Below are 23,532 nucleotides of genomic sequence, written 5' to 3' on the forward strand. Positions count from 1 at the left end.
AATTAATTAATGCCAATTCATGTCAAATTGACAAAATGCATCAATTAACAGGCTTATACCAGCAAATATGGCGAGGCTGAAAACTGGTCGGGTGGAATAATTTCTTAAAATAAAACGATTGATCCTGCCAGGGGAACTACTGCCTATTCCAATTATTAAGATTTTTTTGCCGTTTTTTTAAAGAATATAGAAGTTAATTAAGACTTGGCACATTTTTTTCGGGGGTTAAGGGTATCAACAAAATTAAATGCTTTAATTATGTTAAAACATCTGAATTACATATTCCTTGTAGGAATTGCATCAATTACGTTTGCTTGCGGATCTGGAAGTACCAGTTCCAACGAAGAGACGATAGAAGAAGTGGAAATTATGGACAGCGAAACTGAAACTGAAACTATGGAGCTTCAGTCGGCTGTGGCCATGATTTCCGGAGCTAGTGGAAGCAATGTCAGCGGGTCGGCAACCTTTACTGAACTGGAGAATGGTAAGATCCGCCTGGTAGTCCAGGTAGAAAATCTTTCCGAAGGAGAGCATGCCCTTCACCTCCATGAAAATGGAGATTGCAGTGCCGCAGATGCCACCTCGGCAGGTGGACACTGGAATCCAACTGATGATCCCCACGGAAAGCGTGGAGAAGATGAATACCATAGCGGTGATATTGACAATATGGTCGTTGGAGAAGACGGTGTAGGTGCTGTCGAAATGGAAGTTGAAGGCTGGACTATTGGGGACGGCGCAAGCAGTGATATCCTCAACAAAGCAGTGATCATTCACGCTGATGCGGATGACTTTACCTCTCAACCTTCTGGCGCAGCCGGTTCAAGAGTAGCTTGTGGAGTGATCCAGGCTGGATCTTGATCCTTTAAGATTATTGACAAAATGATGCGTATTGTTTTGTCGGTATGATTTATGTACTACCATAGAAAGGAGCATCATGTGAATGGTGCTCCTTTTCTATTTATAGACCTCAGACCTGAAATGTAGCGCAAACCTTGACAGCCCGCTGGTTTATTGCAATGGGCGTTTAAAGATTATTCGGTAAGGATTTCATAAATTTATTATTTTAACTATTCCCATAGGGTTTCATCCCTAAAAAACCATATTTGTTGGCAAGCACCAAGAAAAATGATACATTTACAGGATTCAAATAATTATTTTCCCTGTTAGGATTGGTCAACCGGACAATTAAATATATTTCAAGGCTTTGTCAGTATTCCATCGGTATACTATTGGGATTGGTGCTTGTCTTTTATATAAGCTCATCCAGGCAAGGTATTTCCTCGGGAGAGCATAATAGGGCCCTGACCAAAGTCAGCCAGATAGATAACAGTCCATTTCTTTTCCCTGGCCCCTATGGTAATGATCCATTGCCCAGGGGTGAGGAAGATCCAAGAGAAATTACGGATGAAAAAAAATGGGACGATTCTTATGGATTTGATTTGTTTCAGGCTCTGGGAAAAAGTGGAAATGATCTCCATTGGCTTTTCTTAAATCAATTAGAGATTAAATATTTCAATCGAAACCAGGTTTTGCTTTTTGTGCTGTACCATTCCTGGAGAAGCTTTCTTTCCTGATTTTTTCGGCCTTCCCGGCTTTATCACGAGTTTAATCCTTAATAAATGTGCTTCACTGTTTTTTTGTCTTATAAGTGGAGGATAAATAAATAAGAGGATAATTTCATCAATCATAAAATCAAATACAGAAAACCCAAGCCATGTTAACAATATTAGGTCCGACTGAGGGAAAAATTATCGCCGTCAAAATGATGGAACACATCACCCATGAAGATTATTCAAAGCTCTTGCCTTTGCTTAACCACAAAATAACTGCTAATGGGGAGGCTTTTTTTTACATGGAGATGGAGGAATTTGATCTGGAAGCTTTTCAATCATTTTGGGAAGAAATGAAATTCGATACCAGCCATTTCTGTAATTTCAGTAGAATTGCCCTGGTAGGAAATGGCGATTGGGAAACACCCAGGATGGATATTGTTACTAAATTCGGCTTCAGGGAGGTCAGGTATTATGCCCCATCAGAAAAATTAAAGGCCCTGTCCTGGCTATCTGATCAAGTTGAGATGGAGGAGCCTTCCAAAAAAAGTCAGGTAATGAGAAGTTGATATTTCTTGTTTTGGCCGTCTAGAATCCTCCGGGTTTTCAACTTTCCTGGAAGGTTTATTGTTGGGAAATGATTTTACCCTTATGGGAAGATTAGGGACTATGGTGAATTTGACTTGTTATTTTTCCGCTTGAACTATACCCTTAATTAAACATGCCAATTACCTAATAAAGCTTGAATGATGGAAATGGGGGTAGTGGGTTTTGAGAAAGTTAAAAGCTCAAAATGCCAACCATAGCTGTATCAATGGGTGGCATTTTGTACCGTTGTGATAAGTAAAAAGAGGAAACGGATTACCTGCAGGTTTAAGCTTGATTTTACAATAGTAATTTATTTAAATGAAATTGGTTATTTGAAATGGATATCTATACCACTGAAGGCTGTTCTATGTGATGCAGGATTTCAAAAATCCTGCTTACACTCGTTTTCCAAAATTTCCGGTGAAGTAGGATTGTAAAAATTATCTGCAATGACCAGCTGATGATAGGTCCCTTTCTCCAGAAGGGGTTTTAAATCACAAAAATTTCCCAGAAAATCATTGTACCGAATATTGAATGGATGTTTTGCAGCATTGTCCGAACCGTCGCCAACCCCCACCGATTGTAAGTTTTCCAGACCTGATAAAGACCTGAGATTTCTGTTATTTTCTATATTGAACCTCCTGCCTACAGCCGTAAGGTTGGAGAACTGGTTCAAATTTTGAAGGGAATAATTGTCCTGGATCTCGATATTGAAAGGGATTTCATCGGCTAATGAAAGTCCCTCCAAAGTTTCAAGTGCTGTACTGAATAAAATCAGGCTTTTGTTGATCTTGCCGCCGGGAGCCAGTAAACCCCTCAAATTTTTGATCTCTGACATATTATTTAAAGAGAGGTTGTTTAGGTTTTGTACCCCATTCTTGAAACCCTCAAATGAATTGATTTTTGATTGTCCGTTTATTTCCAGTTCTCCAATGTGCCGAAGACCGGCAAGGCCATCAAATGATTCCAGATTTTCATTGAAAAAAATCTGTAGTTGGTTTACCCAACTCAAATGTTCCAAACCATGGAAATTTTTAAGGGTGGTATTATTGGAAATTTCGAATATAGTTACATCAGTAATGCCATTTAGCCCCTCTAAATTCACCAGGGAATGGTTGTCTTTAACGTAAACATGGAGCTGAGAAGCTGTGATTCCTGCTAAATCATTCAAACCTTGTAAATAGGGGTTGTTTTCGATTTGGAGCATGCTGCCTATTTGGATTAGGTTTTCCAGGCCCTTGAGGGTTTTCAACTGCAGGTTGTCGCGGATAATTAATGCTCCGCTCAAAGAAATCAGGCCATCCAATGGGGAAAGGTCAATAATAGGATCCTGTGGATGGTTTCCCCGGATTGTCAGGTCGCCTACAATTCCCGTCCGGCAGCTATTTTTCCATTCATTTACTTCGGATTGATTTTGCAGGATGACATTGCCCAAATGATCGCCATCAGGGCATTCGCTAATTTCCTCCTTCATCTCAAGGAACAGTGGTTTTTCAGTAAAAAGCATCAATTCCTCCAATGAGAATGTCAGATTTTGATTTTCCCGGTCCTGGCTAATTGCTTTAAGGGTATAGGTTTCTGCAATCGGCAGCTCCATGCTTTGAGTAATGCCTGAAGTTAATTCTAAATCAAAAGTTTCCCCCAAAACAACAATTTGAAGGAATCCCGGGAGGAAGTCCATTGACCGCAGGTTGGAGACCAGTGCCACATAAAAAACAAGCGGACTTTTTACATTTATTTCAAATGATTGAAATCCAAAATCTTCCGGTTTACTCCCTGCTATGGTCACTACCTGTAAAGGAATCCTTGTAACCGGTTCTTCCTCGCCTTCTGAAATTACCGGGGAAATTTCAAAAGGTAAGGGGAGTGCCATGGTTGAATTTTCACCCAGATAAGAAGTTTTTTTAGGGCTTGCCTCTGCGACAGTATGGTCCGCATTTAAAACGAAAAAAGAAATTACTTCATATGCTCCCTCTGGCAGGTGAATTTTTTCAGTCAGGTAGTACCCATCTTTTTCTTCCACGCTTATTTTTTTTGATTCGTAGTCGGTTAGGTTGCCCTCCTTGGTCCGAATGGTGATTACTGCATGTTTCAAGACCAGCTCCTTCATTCGGTGTTGTGCGGAAGAGTTGGATTTTCGATTGAGTTGGAGTACAATGGAAGGAACCACCACATCATTTTGTGGGTCTTCAATTACCGGATCCTCGATTGGTGTGGATGGCGTTGTAGGGTCAGGAGTTTCCAACCCTTCACAATTCAACAAAAAAAAAGACAGACCGATCCAATAAATCAGGTATATCAACCGGTGGTTTTTCAGGTGCGTTCTCATTCTTTGCAAACTCCGTTTCTAAGGTCTTCATGGGTAGGGTTGAACCCATTATTTTCTATTTCGCTAAAGGCTGGTTCAAATAGAGTAATCTGATCAGCAAAAGCACAGAAATCTGTCAATGTTGCATTATCCCTGATCTTAAACAAAACAGGAATAGGGTTTGGAAAAGGATGATTATCCGATTGGGGGATTTCGGTGTATACAACCTCGCTAATATTGTGCAAGCCCTGCAGGCTTTTTATTTTAGGATTGTTCTCCAGAATTAATCGGGAAAAGAGCACAGTGAGCGGTGTAAAGGGGATTAGGTCCTCCAAAGATTCATTGTCCCGAATATTGATTCTGCTAAAAAATTCGTGAAAAGTAAGGTCTTGAAGTGTTTTTATTTTAGGATGGTTGACCAATTCAATCCTGTTACCAATTATTCCTTCTGGTGAAAGTAAGCCCTTCAGATCTTCCAATTTTTCATTGTTTACCAAAACCAAAGATGATATCCTGTCAAACCCCCAATTTTCGGCGTAGCCAAAGTGCTGCAGTTCAGGGTTGTCGGTTACGGTTAATGAAGGTATAGACTTCTGTTCTGGTAGATTGAAATTAATTTGGGTCAATTGGGGGTTGGCCTTAATCGTCAAGGAATGTAAACTGCCAAATTTCCCTAAAGCATTCAAGGACTCAAAATGATCCATTCCTTCTATGTGCAAATATTTTAATGAGGGCGTTGAAGTCCCTAATCCCTCAAAATTGCGAAGATTTGGGTTTTTGATCAGGTTTATACGAGGAACATACCTCAATCTGAAAAAATCAGTTAATGATTCAAGCCGGGCATTGTTTTGAATTGTCAACTTGCCGCTTATTTCCAGTAAATTTTGCAGGCCCAAAACCGAAGTCAGCAAGGGGTTGTCACTCAATGTAAAATCCCCGTTTATGGATTGAAGCGAGTTTAATCCACTCAGGTCTTTCACCGGATCGGCATCATCCATAGATGTGTGACTAATGGTGAGGTTTCCTTGTATGGATTCGTATCCTTTACGTGCAAAGGAATCCACCTGTGTCTGCGTAGAAAGGAATACCATTCCTTCAAAGCTTCCTCCAATATACGCTTCCTCGTCCTGTTTTTTAATCAGTTCCAGGACAAGCGGCTTTTGATCAAACTGGCTCACGCTGTCATAACCTAAAGAAATCTTTAAGGGTTGGTAGTTTACACTTTCTACTTGGAAAAGGTAGGGAGTCGTTTCCTTTGGTAAGACAATTCTGTTCAGGTTTCTATCAAGGGAAAAATTCATATTAAATGTTTCTGTGCTTACATTTAGTTTTCCAGGCAGAAAATCCAGGTATTCGTCTATTTTCTCTCCCGTGAGCGTAAGAAAAAAGAAAAACGTTTCCCTAAATCCCTCCATGTCAGGTTGAAAGCCAAATTTTTCCGGGGATGCCCCAGCAGTTGAAATTACCTCAACCTGTATTGCCTCAGATGCGGCTGCCCTCAATTGAAAAGATAAAGGAAGGGGTTGATTCAAAATTTCACCAAAAGGAGATCCGGCAAGGGGACTTGCATATAGGATAGATCCAAGGCTATCACTAAGGTGGAAATCGGTAATCTGATATTTTCCCGGGGAGAGTGTTAATTCTTCGATAATGAGTCTGTTTTCGAAGCTAAGCACCGGAATGGATTTAAAGGAATAGTCTGTTGCTGCCCCATTCTCTTCCTCGATGGTCAGTACCAGATTGCTGACACCCTGTATGGGGACCTGTTGCATACGGCTACCTTCAGCACCTGCAAAGGTTTGTACCAGTTCAAGTAATAGCTTACTTTCAATTTCATGGGGAAGTTCCTCCTCCGTTTCACATGCCCCAAAAACCATAACCCAAAAAAACAGGAGGTACGGGCGCAAAAGCCGTATTTTCATCGCTTGATTTAAAAATGATAAGACAAAGGTAGTTTAATTTTTGAATATAAAAAAATGTCGTTTAAATAATTAATATTGTTTTTTACTCAAGTTGCATGGTGGGTGTCCCGGAAAATTCTACAAACAAACTATAGTGATTGTTATATCAGGTCAAATGCCAGACCATACTGGATCAGTTCCCAGGTGTCGTTGGTTTCCAGGAGTTCTTTGATTCGTTTCTTGTGGGAGTTCACCGTATTGACCCCGATAAACAATTCCTCTCCGATTTCTTCCGCTTTTTTACAACGGCCTATCAGGGAAAGTACCTCCTTGTTCCTATCCGAAAGTTGCCGGAATTTTATGTAGTTTCTCTTTTGAAAGGACAGTTCCCTGGCAATTCTACTGGTCTTGGGGGCGGCCCAGGATTGCAAATCGATGGGGATGATCTGGATCAGTGAATAGCTCTCAATACCAGGGCTATCCGGAAGGATAGGGCAAACACTGATCAGTTCCATCTCGGTTTGATCTTTTAACCGATCCCTGCGTACATAGAATTTTTTGGATGGACGCCCATTATCGTCCGCATCAGAGGGTCCCAGCAGGCAGGTGTCGGGACTTTCCGGATCGAAAATCAATCGCCGAAACTCATGGCTGGGAAGGTGTTGAAAAAAGCTTTCCGAAAGCTGGTATCGCTCTTTTCCCTGACTGCAGATAAACAGGTTTTCCCAGGGTTCGGTCCGCTGTATGATTTTAATACCGGGAATCCAGTCGGCAGCCATTCGAAAGGCTTGGATTTTGGCTGCTAACCCATCTTGTTTGCTATTACTTTTGGAGCTCATTTGATCCTGATTTTTTGGGGTAACCACTACTTTTGGTGGTCAAGTAAATCAGGGCTTAAAAGAAACAGAAATGAAGTTCACGAAGGTGGGTACTTAGGGGCTGAAGGTTGCTTTTTAGGGAATGGGGTTAATTTGTAAAGAGGCAAACTTATTGATACTCGTTTTAAAACCCCCGGTATACAGTACATTAAGCCGAATTCCAAAAAAGGTTACCAAATCCTAATCTGGTCATAACAGTTGCAGAAGAGGCGGTTCGGAGAAAGGTGATTTTTTTTCACAGTGATTAGCTGGTCAGCTTGAAAAGGGTGAAACCGGCTACTACAAACTTTTTTTATTTTATCCAATTCCTTACGGCTTCCATTTCAACATATGCGTAAACGTCCGTTAAATAATTTGCTATAGCTAAGTAAAATTCATTCATATTTGCTGGATGTAGAAAATCAGTAAAATTTTTCACCTTTTCTTTCAGCATCATTTCAATTGGAATAAATAAATTTAAGTTTTTAAGTGTGTAAAATTCAATTGAATCAGTTTGTAATTGAATCTCTAAACTAAGATGCGACTCAATACCCTCCTTATACCACGTTCCAAGAACATCTTTATCCAGGACAAGTTCACCTGATCGCTTTGTTTCCAAAGTAATAAACTCTTTGTTTGACTTATTTATTAGCTTTATAAGTTTATTAGGCAGAAAGTATTCATCTCGTATAATATGGGGTTCCAAAAACAAATAGGCGTCTTTTGTCTCCGTACTTCTCAAATTCTCAAAATAGGAATAGAGACAATCTGCCACGGTTGTGACCCCCTGTCTATGGGCCGGAATTTTAAGCCGCAATATATCAGAAAATCTCCCCTGTTCATCACAAAGTAAAACAGTACCCGACACTTCTTCCTCACCGCAGATTATAATATCGTCGTAGTAAAGGCCGCCGTCAATTTCTTTAATTATTACATTGTCGCGAACATTTTTATCTACCAATCTTCTTGAATATTGAGGTATTAAATCAATCTTTCCAGTTAAATCAAAAATCTTTAGCGGAAATTGATCGGTATGTTCCGCTATCCCAAAATCCTTTTCCTCATATAATTCCCGTAACCTAGGATCACTACGTTTTCGCCGATAAATTTCTTCAAAAATCCTACGTTTATCTAAACCGCTTCCTTCAATTAGGCTTTTACAAATTTTGTGAAACTCAAATTCGTCAGAAAGCAGTGCCGCCTTTTTGAAATTTTCTGGTTTATTTTCCAGCTGTCCTAATTTTAACCATGCATATTCTGCCCCTGCAGGGATTTGCTTGTCTTTAACAACATCGTTTAAATAACTAATTGCGTGTTTTTTCTCACCTAACTCTGCAAATAGAGAACCTACTCGAAGTTTAATTTCTGCCGGAGCATCATCAAACAGAGGGTTCTGCAACAGTCGCAAAGCCTTTGAAATCTGGGCCCTTTCATTTATGTCGCATTCCTTATTGTTGTAATCTCTGAACAAATGCATTGCCAGATTGGTAATGGATTTCAAGTGGTTTTCATCCTGCTTGAGCGCATTTTCCCAACATTCTACTCCCTCAGATTCTCTGCCCAATTCGTATAGGCAGGTTCCTTGTATAAACCATGACTCAGCACATTTCTGATTGTCCGGTATTTTAGCTAAATGCGAAAGTGCAGTTTGAAATTCATCTCTTAATATGGTTTCAATAGCAATTATCAATTGAATAGCGTGATCAAAGGATGTGTAAAATTCACCGTTCCGAACTCCACTGAAGCTAATTTTCATTTCGGGGAAATAACTAGTTTTTTTGGAAATTCTGTTTTCATAACTTGATCCGATGATGGCATAGTTAACTTGTGCCCATAATTCTCCATTCTCCACTACATCAAAATATCCCCATACAGCAACATCGGCATTCTTCGATTTTGCTATCGATACGTTCTCTCCATCGGAGATGACTGATTCGTTGTCGTCAGTAAAAATTAATTCCAAAGTATCTTTCAGATTTGAACGAATCAATCGGTCCTGAAACTCTCTATTTGCGGTTTTCAGTATTTGATGTGCGGTTCCAAAATTGCTTGATGCGCGAAAATTGAAATAAATTGTGGGTTTATGGACATATTTGTTCCTTACAATCGTGAATCGTCTATATCGCTCAATTATTTCCCTATTTTCTAAAATAATGGTTTCCGCTAATGCTACAGCTTTTGACTCTGTGGAAAAACTTTCCCAATTGGGATTGCCGACCAAGTGACAAAGAGCATTTATCGTTTCCAAATCAAAAGCTAATTTAGGTTCATTCCTACCATGCGGATTGCCCTTTAAGGCTGCAATGATTGATTTTACAGTCGTAAGGCCAACCCGTTGTTGATTCTGACTACTTGCATCTTCAATGTTTTGACTGAATTCCTGGACTTTTTTCGTGTTTTCCAATGTAAGACTTTTGTTTGTCTTCCCCGAAATATAATCTGGATGGTATTTAGTAATTAGCTTCTGAAACAGCGCATACACCAAACCAAAATTTATAGGTTCTCCAAGGTCAATTTTACTTTCCATGATTTTTGAATATGCTTTTCAACCAAAATTTAATTGCTCAATGTAATGATTGACTGTTAATTTATCCCTAAGAGCGAAGTATTTTATATGGGATGACTGGTCAAATTAGAAAAAAATTTCCTATTTTTCAGAAAACCCTTAATCTGATCGTCAATTTTAGTTTTAGAATTTAGCACGTTTTTTAGAACCTATGAAAAATAGGACCCTTTATGCATCACTAATAGGGATCAATGCCTATGAATCCAATGTACCTCCCCTTTATGGATGTATAATTGATATCCTAAACATCGATGCATTTCTGCGTGAGTTTTGCGCTCAACAGCGATTGTTGGACTACCAACCAAAATATTTTCTCTCGCCAAATGAAAATGGGGAGCGTGCGATAACAAGCTACCAGAAAACTTTGGGGAAAACGTTAGACTACGAGTCTCCCACTTTTAATAATGTAACAAACTCAGCATTTGAGCACTTAGCCAAAGCCGATGATGATAGAAGAGATATTTGCCTATTTTATTTCAGTGGACACGGATATTCCTCTTCGGACATCCCCGCCGAATTCGCCGATCGAAGGCTTGAAACCTTGGTCTTAAAGGATAGTAGAAGTACTTCACGTGATTTACGGGATAAGGAAATGTCCTATTTGTTGCACCGTACCTTGAAAGATAAGCCCAATGTCCATTGTTTGGTCATTACGGATTGTTGCCATGGAGGAGGGGTAACGCGTGGAGCGAAGACTGGACGTAGGTCGGTAAATGGATCTGATAGTGGAGCGAAACTAGAAGATTTTTTGGGGTATTCGGAACATTTTTTTATAAAATCAAATGGCACCATAACCTTCCCTTTTGCGGATTATGTACACTTAGCTGCTTGCAGGCCAGAACAGCTGGCGGTCGATACCATGAATGGAGGGAGGTTTTCAAACGCTTTGGTAGCTTTGTTACGTTCAGGAGGCAGTATATGCAGTTATCGCGACATTATTCAACGCCTCGGTGCAACGGTGTCATTAAACTTGACGAGTCAGACTCCGATGGCGGTAGCAAGTAGAGATTGGAAGCTTGACCGCAGTTTTTTGGGAGAGGGTTTGCTTCCTTATCATCCTTCATTTGAACTTCATTACAATTCCCAAAGGAGACGCTGGCAGTTAAATGCGGGATTGATCCATGGCTTGGTACCTTCCAACGACCTTGGTAAAACATTGGTACAGGTAGAATGGAAAGCGGATGCGAAGCAGTCGATAACTTTGGAAGTAGGAGAAGTGGCAATGGCATTGTCGGTTGTCGAGGGGCCAGATTTAGATCTTCTGGACGTCGCGAATAAAACCTATCGCGCCATTTTAGTTAACCTGGCTATTCAACAAAAAAAGTTGGACTGCTCGGAATTGGATCAAAGATCGAGAATGAGCTTGCTAGAAACGTATGAAGCAGGCCGATATCATTTTGTTAAGCCAATTATAGAGACCAGTGAAGCCTGGGATTTTAAGGTTAACTTAAAAGGTAATCAGTATGAGTTGGAAGGTTTTCCCTATTTAATGCCAAGAAGGGATGCTTCAAATTTTATGCACACTGTTGAAAGCATCGGGAGGTGGGATTATACGCTGGCGTTGAACAGCACAAACTCTATTTTTCGAGAGGATGATTTTGCGTTTAGGGTTGAAAGTGTTGTGGGTGGAGATCAGAAGAGGATGCATTCGACTGACTTATCTGACAACAAAATACTACATATTAGACCCACTCAGGAGATTAAGTTAGGGTATAAAGACGGTTGTAATCCGATGTTTCGTTTCTCGATTTCGCTAAATAGGGAATCGGATCTGCCATCCTGCTATGTTGCGGCTCTTTACTTCGATAGCCTTTTTGGCATTTATGAAAAATTGATTAAAGCGGATAGCCAATATCTGGAAAAAGGTGATAAGGTTTTTTTAAAATATGAAGAAAACCTAGATGGCAGCTACGAGGATATTTGTCTGGAAGTGGACGATGCTTTTGGACGTTCCGGCATAGAGGAGGTTAGAGAATATTTGCGGATTTTGGTTTCAACCGATCCCATTCAAAACCTGGCCTTTTTTCAACAGAAGTCCCTAACTACCGAGGAGAAGGAAACCATGCGTTCGTCGATTCCAGCTAAGCCGGGAAAACTGAGGGGCTATGAGCGGTGGACGGCATTTGATTTTTCAATCCGGATTTTCCGGCCATTACCGCATACCAATCACTTCAATTCCTAACCAATTCAGAAATAAGAGATTAGAAATGGCTGAACAAAATCGAGGAATAGTTTCTAACAAGAAAAATTTTAATTCGGTGACCAACAAACCGGAGACCGCCCGAACATTCGTGCTGATTGTAGCTATTAGCGCCTATGATTCTGGTTGGCCCGCGCTTGAATTTCCAGTTTCTGATTGCGAACGATTATTGGAGGTATTGCAAAGAAAGTATCAAATCTCCGCTGATCCTGAATTGGTATCTTTTTTAAAAGATAGGGAAGCCACGAGACCGGCCATACTTCAAAAACTGCACAGCTTCCGGAAAGGCAACGATATTATCACTCCAAGTGACAACCTGATCGTGATACTTTCAGGCCATGCATATAGAGACGAACTTGATAAGAAGTCACAACCCTATTTTGCACCCTACGACTCAGTGCCACCAGATCCAGAAATGGATATAAGTGCGTTTAATTTATTAGGAAAAAAGGATATAATGGACCGGCTTACTAAGATTGTGGCTAAAGACATATTAGTTATTATTGATACATGCTACTCCTCTACTTTTACTCCCCACGAAATCAGATTGCCGGATTCAGTCCGACCTACAAATAAGAGCTACTCACCGGATAATCCCTCCAGATGGATTCTGGCGTCTGGAAGAAATGAACCTGTTCCGGACAAAAGTTTTTTTACAGATTCTCTTATCAAAATTCTCGAAGAAAACACACGTTCTCATTTGCCTGTAAGTTCAATTAATGATTTAATTGAAGAGCAGAGAAAGGAAGCAGGGATCTTTATAAGTTCGCCTCATTGTGATAACAGTGTAAACGCCGACTTCAAAGGAGGCACGTTTAATTTTGTATTAGATGATGCTTTTCAAAATAGAAAAGTTTACATTCCTCAACCAAATCAGCATACCCCGAAGAATAACCTTGATTATTCACAAAATCAGCTTAGAAAGAGATCTATTTTATTTCGATCAAAACTCTTGAATAGACACTTAAAGGGTTCTCAGATTGAAAGTGGATTACTTGCAGATACGATCCACACCGAGTTACAACAAAATCAAGTTAAGTTGGATGGGGAACCTGCACCACTAACTACTTCTGTTATTTCATTGTGGCAGCAACCCTGTACTCATGCCATTTTAATAGGCAATAGAGGAAGTGGGAAGACCATGTCGATCCTAAGGCTTTGGAAAGAGTTTTTGGAAAAGGAAGATTACCCTATCCCTATTTATGTGGAACTGAATGAATTTAATCATGTGCAGAAAGCCGAAAGAAAAGGATTTATCCTCCGCTACATAGCAAAAAATTACTTTGATAGTTACCCTATGGCTGAAAGTCTTAGAAACTTTATATGCCAACTTTTTTTCGATTCTATTCCTAATTCCGCTAAAAGTCGGGAAAATCCTCGCTTTGTTTTACTTCTTGATGGGTTTAACCATGTCACAGTACCTCGAGAGGAGTTGACGACTGAACTCAGTTGGTTATCGGGTGATGGTACTTCAATTCAAATAATCTTCACCTCACGAAAAGTTGAAATTCAAAATTTTAATTGGGCGAATAAATATACGGTGGTAGAATTGGTACCCTTACAAGATAAACAAATCATAGCATACTTAAACAAACTTGATAATACAAATGAACCTGACCCGAGACTATTGCAGTTTTTTGGTAATCCCATGATGCTGACATTATATGCAGGTTCAGAGGTTATTTTAAAAAAATATAAAGAGGATGCCCGATTTACCTTTTTTACAGTAAGAACGGAAGCAGAGCTTCTGTGGAATTTTAGGGAAGCACAGTTCGCTAAATTGATGGAAGAATATGAGGGTCGATCGCATGAACAGCTTTTAGTGCGGTTTTTGTTATTTTTTTATGTTCCCTTTTTGGCTTGGTCAATGGAAAAGAAAGGAAGAGTTTCCATAGCATGGAATATAGCGACTGATACAGACTATAATTTTTACGAGGTATTTAATAAAGCGTATGAGAAACTCAATGGAAGGACTAGCTTTTCGCAGTTTCAAGAGGTTTGGAAAATAAACGAGCACTTACCTATCGGCCAGCTAAGCGATATGCAAAAACTGGAACGATCAGAAACCTTTCTGAAATATCTTGTGGAACATCTACAACTTCTCACGAAGGAAGGTAATGAGTTACGGTTTTTACATCCCAACATTCGTCATTTTTTCGCTGCTTGTCATCTTGTTAATTGTATTCGTTTTTCGCTTGAGGAAAATCTTCTTCCTAAGGAATGGAAGTCCAGAGTTTTCCCAGTTTATTTGAGGAGATTGATTGGCGAAATGGAAGGAGAGTATATTTTTGAACCACAAATTCTTCTACGTGGGGAGCAGGTTCCCGCTCGTATAAGAAATAATTCTGTTTCCCGACTTCTGGCTCAATGTGAAGGCCGAGAAATGAAGGAGGATTTTACCGTTTGTAATGCAGTTACTATCCTGCATGAGACTCGTGGCACCTTAGCGGGTGCAAACCTTCAGAATATTGATTTAAGAGGCGTGGTTTTAAATGGAATTCCGATGTCGGCATTTCGAGGTAAGAACTATCTGCCAGCTAAAGTCGATGGCGCATGGATAGATGGAGAACTGTTTGAAAACCCAAAAGGTTTATATGGAATTTTAAACGTCGATTATAGTTTAGATAGCAAACGGATAGTTGGAATTTCAGGTTATTCTGAAATCGGGGAATGGATAGCAGCAACAGGAAAATGTACATTTATACTAAAATTAGAACATTCGAATTCAGTCACCTCTGCAGTTTACAATAGAGATAGGAAGCGAATACTATTGGGTTATAGAAATGGTAACATAAAGGAGTGGTCTGGAATAAATGGTGAATGCACAAAAATATTTTCTGGACACTCGGGCTGTGTGAATTCTGTGACTTATAATTTGGATGATAGTCGAATTCTATCAGCGTCAAGTGATGGAACAATTAAGGAATGGTGTGCGAGATCACTTGAATGTTTACGAATTTATATTGGACATTCGGATGATATAAAATCAGCAGTGTATAGTTTGGATAATAAAAAGATTCTTTCTACCTCTAGGGACCGAAGCATTAAGGAATGGGCTACTGAAACTGGCGAATGCCTAAGGTCATTTGATAAACAGCATTCAGGTGTTACATCTGCGGTCTATAGTCCGGATGGTCAAAAATTTCTTTTTGTTACAGGTACAATTATCAAGGAGCTATCTGCATCCACTGGAAAGTGTATCAGTATATATGAAGGTCATTACATTGGAATGTGTTCTGCAATTTATAGTAAGGATGGCCAACGAATACTGTCCTGTGCCTATGATAAAACCGTAAAGGAATGGTCAGTAATAACAGGAAAATGTATTCGCACGTTCGTGGGCCATATGGATATAGTTCACAAAGCAATTTATAGTGAAGATGGGCTGCGGATTCTTTCTTGTTCTAAAAGCGGAAGTATTATAGAATGGTCTGTGGAAACTGGCGAGTGCCTTTTTGCTGTGCAGAAGGGGGAAAATGGTATAGGTCCTTCTGCAGTATATAGCAAAAATGGTCGTTGTATTCTCAATAGTAAATTTACAAAGACTTTTGAATGGTCAGTTTATAAAGCAAAATGTTTAAAAATTTTTAAAGGTGCCAATTCCACTATTAGTTATAGCCAAAATGGTATGCGGATAGTCACAGTATCCTCAGACCATTCTCTGATGGAATTAAAACTATCAACGGGGGAATGCACCCGTAAATTTGCGGGACATACTAGAAAAATAAATACGCTCCTATATAGTTCAGATGATAAAAAAATACTTTCCGCCTCTGATGATGGAACCGTAAAAGAGTGGTCAGTTTTGAGGGGTTCGTGTCAGCGTACGATCAATATAAACAGATGCGTTATTTCTGCGGTATACAGCCCAAATGGCAGTTATATATTGTCTTGTTCAGCAGACGGAATTGCAAAAATATGGTCTGTGTGGTCAGAGTCATCGGTGAAGGTATTAAACGATCGAAATTGTAAGGTACATTCTGCGGTTTACAGTCCAGACGGGCAAAGGGTATTGGTTCATAATCACAAGCCAATTGGGTCTTTAGCGGAACTTTCGCCTAGTACTGGAGATAATCTGAAATCGTATAAATTTTTGGAATTTACCCGTTTCGCAAACTACAGTCGAGACGGAAGTCGCCTAATATTGGGTTTTAATAGTGGTGAATTACAGGAAAGGGCAAGGTCCAATGGAAAATGCTTGACGAATTATGTAGGTCATGATATTTTTATTTGCTCGGTAGATCACAGTAGAGACGGGAAGACTATTTTGTCAAATGATTCCGGTGGAACGGTGAGAGAATGGTCAACAACCACGGGGAAAGAAATTAGAAAGTTCATTAGTGAACCAGGCCTTATCACCCAAGGCCTAGACCTTCGCAACCTCCATCCTGACTCCAAATTTTCCGAGGAGGAAAAAGACCGTTTGCGACGCTACGGAGCCATCTTCAACGACCAAGACGCGAAAGAATGGCAGGAAGCCATACAGGATGCCTATGGTGACCAAACTTGGGAGTAAATACCTTTACCACGCTATCCAAGCACTGAAGAATTATCCCAGACCGTCAGCGACACTCAGATAACTTTATCTCCCCAATTGATATTCTTAAATTCTCCCTCAGTTACCACCACCGTCCTCTCCTCATCCGGATCGACTGCTGTAAATTCAAAAGTACCCGAAATCTGTTTGGCACTATGGTCTATGGAGGTCACCTCAACCTGGATTGTTCCAAAATCGTCGGTTAATGCAATATAAGCGTTTTCCATATTGTTCAGGACCATTGTAGAAACTCCAGCTGCCACATACCCGTCAAAGGTCGGTTCGGTGTCCGTGCCTCTATTTGTGAAAATGGTTCCGGCTTTTAGTGAACTTAGATTCGGCCCAATTAATATTACTCTAACGTCAACCGCAGCCGCATCCTCCCAACTTCCGTCCACTCCGGAAATGCCCAGTACGAACCCACCTCCATTGGGGTTGATTACGAGGTTGGTTAAAATAAATTCAGCCTCCGGATCCTGTTCATTTGGCATTACCGCCTCAAAGTCTCTCCCATCTATTTTGGCGGTAATGCTTTGCCTTCCTGTTTCCTCTGGTTCCATTCCCTCGTCATCGTTACTACAACTTACCCCCATCAAAACGGTGATTAGGAATCCAATTAACTTCATGCTGGTTTTCATACAATTCTGGTTTATGTTTTTTGAATAATTTATTGGCGGTTGTCTGATTTCCTACACTGTCACCACAATTGATTTTCGCTATTACAGATTTTGAGACTCACCCATAGGTCCAGCCAAAATTAGTTTTTCAAATTTCTAACCGAACCACCAATTCTGGTGAAACCTGACAACTCACTGAAAATTTCAATTTGATGGACGGATGCTGATATTTATCAAAAAATCAGATGGACCTGTGAATTGGATAGAAAATTTCTCCTGACGGCCGGTTGACGGAATTTTTTTCAAATGCTTTAATTCCATGCCTCGATCTATCTGCTCAGATAAATACAGCTTGGGATCACTAATTAGAGGGTTTAAGCTTCTTACATTTTTCATCCACCAGGCAAAATAGCCTTGACTACTCTCCTGACGATAGCTTGACGTCAAGATGTAAATAATTAGTAATCAAACACTTGAAATTACCTGGAAAACGAACCTTAAACATCGTTAACTATGGAAAATCAAGTAAAAAAAATCGTCGCAATCCTAATTCTAATCTGGGGGATTTCCGGATGTGGACTTCTCGCAGACAAAGAAGAAATGGAACCCACCCATTTGGAATTGGTAAAAGATCCCGAAGAAAAGGATCCTGGAAACGGCTAGCAGAAGTGCTGATGTAAGTTAAAACTTCTAGCATTGAATTACAATCAAAAGGCTTTGGATTTGTTTTCAAAGCCTTTTATGTATATTATTAACGAGGATTCTAATTTTCAGGTATTTATTTTATAGGGCTGTGAATTACAACGTACTTATCTACCTCATACATGTGGCCATTTTTTTACCCGGTCAGGAATTAGTAGCCCAAGAAGTGAATAGTGCAAAAAGGTATGAGTCACTTTATGCGGAAGCTTCCACTTTTCAGGAGGAAAGGCACCATCAAAAGGCAATTGACATTTATTATCAGCTGATAAAAGAGTCCGATTGGATGGAGGATTTGGGCAATGCAAGGAAAACGTTTAACAGCTTGGGGTTTTCATTCTACAAATTACTAAAATATGATTCCAGTGCGCGGTATTATTTGAAATCCAATCAAGTGGCCATACGGCTCATGGACACCACCAGAATAATCACTTCCTATAAGTCCCTGGCCATGGCTTATCGACAAATTGGCCTTTACTCCCACTCCTTGGAAAACAGTCAAAAGGCATTGACACTGGCGCAACTCCATGGGGACATGGAGCAAGTTTCCGATATTCTTAATTCCATGGGAATAATGTACCTCAATCTGAAGCAATACGACAAATCACTTGAAAAACAACGCACCGCACTCGACCTCGCCCTTACGTTGGATGATTCTATGGGAATAGCCTACTTGTACAACAATATGGCAATGAACCATTTTCATTCCGGGCGCTATGATAGCAGTCTCTATTTTAATCTGGAAGCTTTGGAAGTAAAAACCGCACTCGGCCTTCCTAAAACGGAGCAGGCTGCAAATCTAAATAATATTGGCGAGGATTATCTTAAAATTGGTAATTTAAAAAAAGCCGCGAGTTACTTGTTGGAGGCACATCGGTTATACCTGGATAACAGCGATATCGAAGGACAGATTATCTGCAAAACAAACCTTGCCAACCTGGCTATGATGGAAAATGATTTCCAATCGGCGAATACCTACCTGAATAGCATAAAATCTCTTTTTAATAGTGTATTTATCAAAGAATTGTACCTTAATTTTTTAGAATTGAAAATCTCCCTTTCCGAAAAGGAACAGAAATTTTCCGCTGCGTTCAATGCTCACAAAGAACTCGCTGCATTAAAAGAAGAACTGTTTCAGGAGGAGCTGCTGGATGTTCAGCGTGTTGAGTCTGAATATTTGTTACGGGAAAAGGAACTGGAAAGGAATTTCGCCGAACAGGAAGCAGCTTTAGTCCGGATGGAAAACGAGCGATACCTCCTATATATAGTGGTTTTGGTGTTTTTGATAGGAGTGACTATTCTGCTGGTTTATTTCCTGTATAAATTAAATCAATCCTTAAAACAAAAAAATGGAATCATTGCATCACAGAAGGATGATTTAACTCATAGGACTTATAATATTTTGATGAAGGTGCAGTCATTAATAAGAATGGCATCCGGAAATTTGAAAGCCGATAAATCCAGACAGGTGATGCAAAATTTGGAGGCAGCCATTTTATCAGCAGCCTCCCTGCAACAGTACCTGAATTTTGAGGATGAAAAAGGGGAAATCCATATTGGAGGGTATATTAAAGAATTGGTGATAAGACTTGAAGAGATGTTTAAGCTAACGGAACACAGGATTAATTTCCAGGTTGAGTCTAAGGCTGATATATTTCTACCTACAAATATCGTTTTAAATTTGGGCATAATCATAGCCGAATTGGTTACCAATGCAACCAAACATGCCTTTACCGATCAAATTATTAATCCAGAAATCGTTGTGTCCATGAATAAACAAGGGGCATACCTTCTTATAAATGTTAAGGACAATGGGATAGGTTTGGATGGTGGGCAGAAACAAGGTGTTGGCACAGGCTTGATGCAGCGACTTACTAAATACATCCATGCAGAATTGTTTGTTGAACCTTTTCCTGGAACCTGTTATACCCTCAAGTTGAAGATATGAATAACCCTTCAAAAGTATTGGTTGTGGAGGACGATCCTTTCCTGGCAGACTTAATTGTCTCGGATTTATCAAAACTGTTTCCTTTGGCACCGCTTACTGTTCTGGGGCCGGCAGAGACTTTTTCACAGGCAGTGGAGTTGCTGCGCACCGGGCAGCCGGATGTGGTCTTGCTGGACATTGATTTGCAGGGAGACAAGCAGGCAGGCATCAAACTCGCCCACCATATCAATCTGACCCTTAAATTTATATCTATTATTTTCGTTTCTGGATTGCCGAATGGGTTCGATCTGGCCAAACTCACCGCTCCTTGCGGCTTCTTGCGCAAGCCTTACGACCGCCAGCAACTCGCCGATCAATTGGAATTGCTATTGATCCGGAAATCCCAATCCACTTTATCAGAAACAAATAACCTGGACTCTTCCTATTCAAAACTTCAGCAACCGGATGCCATCTTTGTAGCTACAGCTCATGGGGAATTAACAGCCTTACCTTTAGAGAAACTCGTTTTACTGGAGGCAGATGGAAAAACCATTCGAGCATACCTAAATTCACAGCCATATCCAGTAGTATTTACATCGCCGGGTCTTAAGAATTTCTTTCAGGAACATGAACAAAACCTTGCCCCTGATTTTTTTCAGCTCAGCCGCAAACACATTGTTTGCCTGAGCAGGATCCAGCAGATAAAGCACAATCAGCTGTTATTGGCCCATCAAATTTCCACCACAGAAGTTAAAACGATTTCCCTACCTATTCCGCAGAATGGAGATGCCAAAAACTCTTTATTTAAAAAATTAGGGAAGAATATTTATTGAATATTCCCTTGAAGAGGTAAGTTCAACTTTTTTCGATTTGTGTGTGAGCACTATATGTCGTCCAACATGAAATTCAATGAACTATATTTTTTACTTATGCCCGTAATGCTTAACCTTTATTTAAGAGGGTAAAGCAGCATTTCTTGTGTATCTAGTTAAACCACCAAGATTGGTGGCCGAGGGCCCTGATTAAAGTGCTAAATTTCAATATTATTAGTCTAACCCTATTTATTGGCATTCACTATCATTGAAACACAGGTATAAAACATTCCCTCCTTTCAAAGTAAATATGCAAAGATAAAAATATTTAAAAATGAACACTAAATTTATAATAATCATCATGTTTGGAATTTTAATCAATTTCCATTCTTGTTATGGTCAAATTTTGCAGAAATTTAAACAAAAGGTTACCGAAGAGATTGATAAGAAACTTGAGGATTTCGATCAAAGAAGCATCGAATGGAAAGGTAGGAAAGAAGACCCAAAAGAAACCGAGGGATCAAAAGTGAACCAAAAAGACGATCGTCCTATACTTAAAAACGCATCGGAAACAGCCGAACCCTCAGTTCCGAAAAATAGTATTCCCAATGGTCCTGAAGATAGCCTATCAAATACCAATTCAATCCGTTTTTATTCTCCAAATGGCAATTTTAAGACTATTTTATTGGCTTCTTATAAGGGTAAACCGAGATTCGGAAGCATTAAAACGGGAAATATAAGTGATCCTGAACGTACTTTTACCTTCCAAGAATACAATTTATTAGGGATGGAAAGATTTTTTACGTTGATCGAATATAAGTATTTATACGATTTACTGGAAGGTATGGATAAAGAACGATTCATGAGTAGTTTTAAAGAGGGAACAGCAGAGGAGTTTCACCAATATTTTACCCAGCAATATATAAAAGAAACAATGGCCAGTCATTTGGAAAATTCACTTCGGTATAGGTATTTCTGCAATTCAAAGAAATATGATTGTGGCATGACCGATGGGAATTATAGTGATTTCGATCATGCAAAAGAATGGGGAGGTGATTCGGAGGATGTTTTTAGAATTAGGCAAACGTATTTAAATTTTGTTAAAGAAGATTATTTAAAAGATCTTTATACCTGGGCTAGTGCTTTTATGCAGGAGGGAGAGGAATATTATTTTGTATCGGAATCAAGACTTGGGGAATACGATTTTAATAAAGAGGCTTTTGAATTCCATTTGTCTTTGCCTCACGGTGGAGGTTTGAGCGACGTCGCTCCCAAATATTCCGTGTTTAGATTTTCTAATACGATTTTTCCCGACGATCACACGAATACAAGATGTTCTTTGCCGGTTTCAATCGATGAGGTTGAGAAGATTTACGAATTATATGGAGGCAGATCAAATACTAGTGGAAAGACAATCCCCATATATGTTGTGTATAAAATGAGATTGCATATTAAGGAAGTTAACCTAAAGGTGAGTGCACAAAACCAAAAGCCTCATTTAGTGTTCGATGTTTCGATGGTGGATGATGAAGTGGATGTTTTTTTTGACGAAAAGCTTAATAATAAGGTAGGTACCTTAAATTTACTTGACCATGTTAACTAGATGTAGCAGATTATTTTCACTCGTTCTTGTCGTGGCTGCTTTGTTTGTACATACCAACACGAATGGTCAAATATTAAAGACTATTAAAGAACGAGCTAAGTCCATATTGGTGGAAGAAGCTAAGGAGCTAGTAAACCCAAAAGAAATTTCGGTCTCAGAAAGGAGTGAAAAGGATTCAGGAACACCTATAAAAACCATGGCGGACAACGTCGAAAATCCAATCAATGAAAAGCGCAATGGTAACAGGAATAAAAATGAAGATTACGCGTTTAGCACAATTCAAGGTCCAAATTCATCCTTTGAACCAATTAAGATAAGGACATATATGGATGAACCATTGTTTGTTCAATCAACTAAGAAAGAACAGCATCTCCATGAAATGGCATTTTTTACCCTGTTAGAAATTGATGCTTTATCCGAATACTATCAGGATATCCACAAGGATTTACTATTCACGGACGCAACCGCCGAGTCGGTCGAGGAGAGGAACCAGTTTTTTATTCAGCGACATTTAATTAAGTCATCTGGTTTGTTATTTAAAAAGGAAGTTATTCTTCCCTTTTTCTGTATTGATGTTAATGGTGATTGTGAAGCTTTGGAAAGGTCCTATCTAAGTCTTGATCGTGCCAGGTTTGCGAAATCTTTGGATATCTGGGGAGGATTGTACGCTAATCCATTCGAAAGAAGGAAGATTTACAAATCATTTTTAAGCAATCATTTTGATGATTTGATTAAACTTTCAAAGTCAATAATTAAGGATGATCAACTTGAAGCGTACCTTGTCATGAATGGGGGTATCAGTCATGATTACGTTGATTTTGATCGTAATGGGTTTTGGCTGGAATTGGGAAATTTAGGTCATTTTCAACATGCATTTCTAAATAACTATCAAGCAAGGTTCCCAGAGGAGGAAAAAATTGGTAGTGGGCCTAGTAAAGTTTTTGTTGCCTTGGATTTGGATGCAATTAGTTCACTTCTGGGTGGCGCTTCTGATAAACCACTTTTTCTTCTACACAAAATAAAAATTAGTAATCAAAATTTGGGTTTGGAAGATGGTAGGATAGTCGGTGCCCCATCCTTTTCGTTTCAATTAGAAACCAGCGTTGTAGAAATTTATTCTGACCCATATTTGACTGAAAAAATAGCTGAATTTGATTACAATGCCCTGGAATTTTTCCCGATTCCTGGTTTAAATTAATGCCTAATTCCGATATAGCTGAATCTAGGCTCATTACAACCTTTTGTTATTTTTACATCAATACGACTAAAAATCAGGCAAACCACCAATTATGGTGGTTGAAATCGGGTATTGACCCGTTATCTTGGTTGCCAAACCAGGGCCATTTCTAAAACTTATTTCCTAATCC

At 39.5% G+C, this 23,532-nt stretch carries 15 protein-coding genes; 10 read left to right on the forward strand and 5 right to left on the reverse strand.

Going from position 1 to position 23,532, the window contains the following annotated elements; translation table 11 throughout:
• Window positions 1-258: 258 nt before the first annotated feature.
• From G9Q97_RS02825 to G9Q97_RS02835, 3 genes are all read left to right on the forward strand, one after another.
• A complete protein-coding gene (locus G9Q97_RS02825) occupies window positions 259-858 on the forward strand; it encodes a superoxide dismutase family protein (protein WP_166142910.1) in 600 nt (199 codons plus the stop codon).
• Between the two features lie 380 nt (window positions 859-1,238).
• The gene (locus G9Q97_RS02830) at window positions 1,239-1,574 is read left to right on the forward strand and encodes a hypothetical protein (RefSeq protein ID WP_166142912.1); all 336 of its coding nucleotides are present in this window, start codon (window positions 1,239-1,241) and stop codon (window positions 1,572-1,574) included.
• Window positions 1,575-1,714: 140 nt separating this feature from the next.
• Complete coding sequence (locus G9Q97_RS02835) at window positions 1,715-2,119, forward strand: SpoIIAA family protein (protein ID WP_166142914.1); 405 nt, start codon at window positions 1,715-1,717, stop codon at window positions 2,117-2,119.
• A gap of 401 nt (window positions 2,120-2,520) precedes the next feature.
• Here G9Q97_RS02835 and G9Q97_RS02840 read toward each other — a convergent pair whose 3' ends face one another.
• From G9Q97_RS02840 to G9Q97_RS02855, 4 genes are all read right to left on the reverse strand, one after another.
• Window positions 2,521-4,467: a hypothetical protein gene (locus G9Q97_RS02840; protein ID WP_166142916.1), complete on the reverse strand. Its 1,947-nt coding sequence runs from the start codon at window positions 4,465-4,467 to the stop codon at window positions 2,521-2,523.
• Window positions 4,464-6,368: a hypothetical protein gene (locus G9Q97_RS02845; protein WP_166142918.1), complete on the reverse strand. Its 1,905-nt coding sequence runs from the start codon at window positions 6,366-6,368 to the stop codon at window positions 4,464-4,466. Before G9Q97_RS02845 ends, G9Q97_RS02840 begins: the two co-directional genes overlap by 4 nt.
• 140 nt (window positions 6,369-6,508) lie before the next feature.
• The gene (locus G9Q97_RS02850; RefSeq protein WP_166142920.1) at window positions 6,509-7,186 is read right to left on the reverse strand and encodes a helix-turn-helix transcriptional regulator; all 678 of its coding nucleotides are present in this window, start codon (window positions 7,184-7,186) and stop codon (window positions 6,509-6,511) included.
• A gap of 331 nt (window positions 7,187-7,517) precedes the next feature.
• A complete protein-coding gene (locus G9Q97_RS02855) occupies window positions 7,518-9,731 on the reverse strand; it encodes a tetratricopeptide repeat protein (RefSeq protein WP_166142922.1) in 2,214 nt (737 codons plus the stop codon).
• 190 nt (window positions 9,732-9,921) lie between these two features.
• Here G9Q97_RS02855 and G9Q97_RS02860 point away from each other — a divergent pair, with 190 nt between their 5' ends.
• Window positions 9,922-11,952, forward strand: a complete 2,031-nt coding sequence (locus G9Q97_RS02860; RefSeq protein ID WP_166142924.1) for a caspase family protein — start codon at window positions 9,922-9,924, stop codon at window positions 11,950-11,952.
• On the forward strand, window positions 11,876-16,486 hold the full coding sequence (locus G9Q97_RS02865; protein WP_166142926.1) for a caspase family protein: 4,611 nt from the start codon (window positions 11,876-11,878) through the stop codon (window positions 16,484-16,486). Before G9Q97_RS02860 ends, G9Q97_RS02865 begins: the two co-directional genes overlap by 77 nt.
• Window positions 16,487-16,542: 56 nt before the next feature.
• On the opposite strand, the gene G9Q97_RS02870 is transcribed toward G9Q97_RS02865, so the two are convergent.
• The gene (locus tag G9Q97_RS02870; protein ID WP_166142928.1) at window positions 16,543-17,145 is read right to left on the reverse strand and encodes a DUF6252 family protein; all 603 of its coding nucleotides are present in this window, start codon (window positions 17,143-17,145) and stop codon (window positions 16,543-16,545) included.
• A 492-nt stretch (window positions 17,146-17,637) separates the two neighbouring features.
• On the opposite strand from G9Q97_RS02870, the gene G9Q97_RS02875 reads away from it, so the two are divergent.
• The 5 genes from G9Q97_RS02875 to G9Q97_RS02895 all read left to right on the forward strand — a co-directional run bounded on the left by G9Q97_RS02875 (window position 17,638) and on the right by G9Q97_RS02895 (window position 23,363).
• On the forward strand, window positions 17,638-17,787 hold the full coding sequence (locus G9Q97_RS02875) for a hypothetical protein (RefSeq protein ID WP_166142929.1): 150 nt from the start codon (window positions 17,638-17,640) through the stop codon (window positions 17,785-17,787).
• Between the two features lie 130 nt (window positions 17,788-17,917).
• Window positions 17,918-19,771: a tetratricopeptide repeat-containing sensor histidine kinase gene (locus G9Q97_RS02880; protein ID WP_166142931.1), complete on the forward strand. Its 1,854-nt coding sequence runs from the start codon at window positions 17,918-17,920 to the stop codon at window positions 19,769-19,771.
• Window positions 19,768-20,583 (forward strand): LytR/AlgR family response regulator transcription factor, encoded by an 816-nt coding sequence (locus G9Q97_RS02885; RefSeq protein WP_166142933.1) that lies wholly within the window; start codon window positions 19,768-19,770, stop codon window positions 20,581-20,583. The genes G9Q97_RS02880 and G9Q97_RS02885 overlap by 4 nt, the downstream gene beginning before the upstream one ends.
• Before the next feature lie 313 nt (window positions 20,584-20,896).
• Window positions 20,897-22,165 (forward strand): hypothetical protein, encoded by a 1,269-nt coding sequence (locus tag G9Q97_RS02890; RefSeq protein ID WP_166142935.1) that lies wholly within the window; start codon window positions 20,897-20,899, stop codon window positions 22,163-22,165.
• Complete coding sequence (locus G9Q97_RS02895; protein ID WP_166142937.1) at window positions 22,155-23,363, forward strand: hypothetical protein; 1,209 nt, start codon at window positions 22,155-22,157, stop codon at window positions 23,361-23,363. Before G9Q97_RS02890 ends, G9Q97_RS02895 begins: the two co-directional genes overlap by 11 nt.
• Window positions 23,364-23,532: the final 169 nt, after the last annotated feature.

It is taken from the genome of Cyclobacterium plantarum, from assembly GCF_011290685.1.
Lineage (GTDB): Bacteria > Bacteroidota > Bacteroidia > Cytophagales > Cyclobacteriaceae > Cyclobacterium > Cyclobacterium plantarum.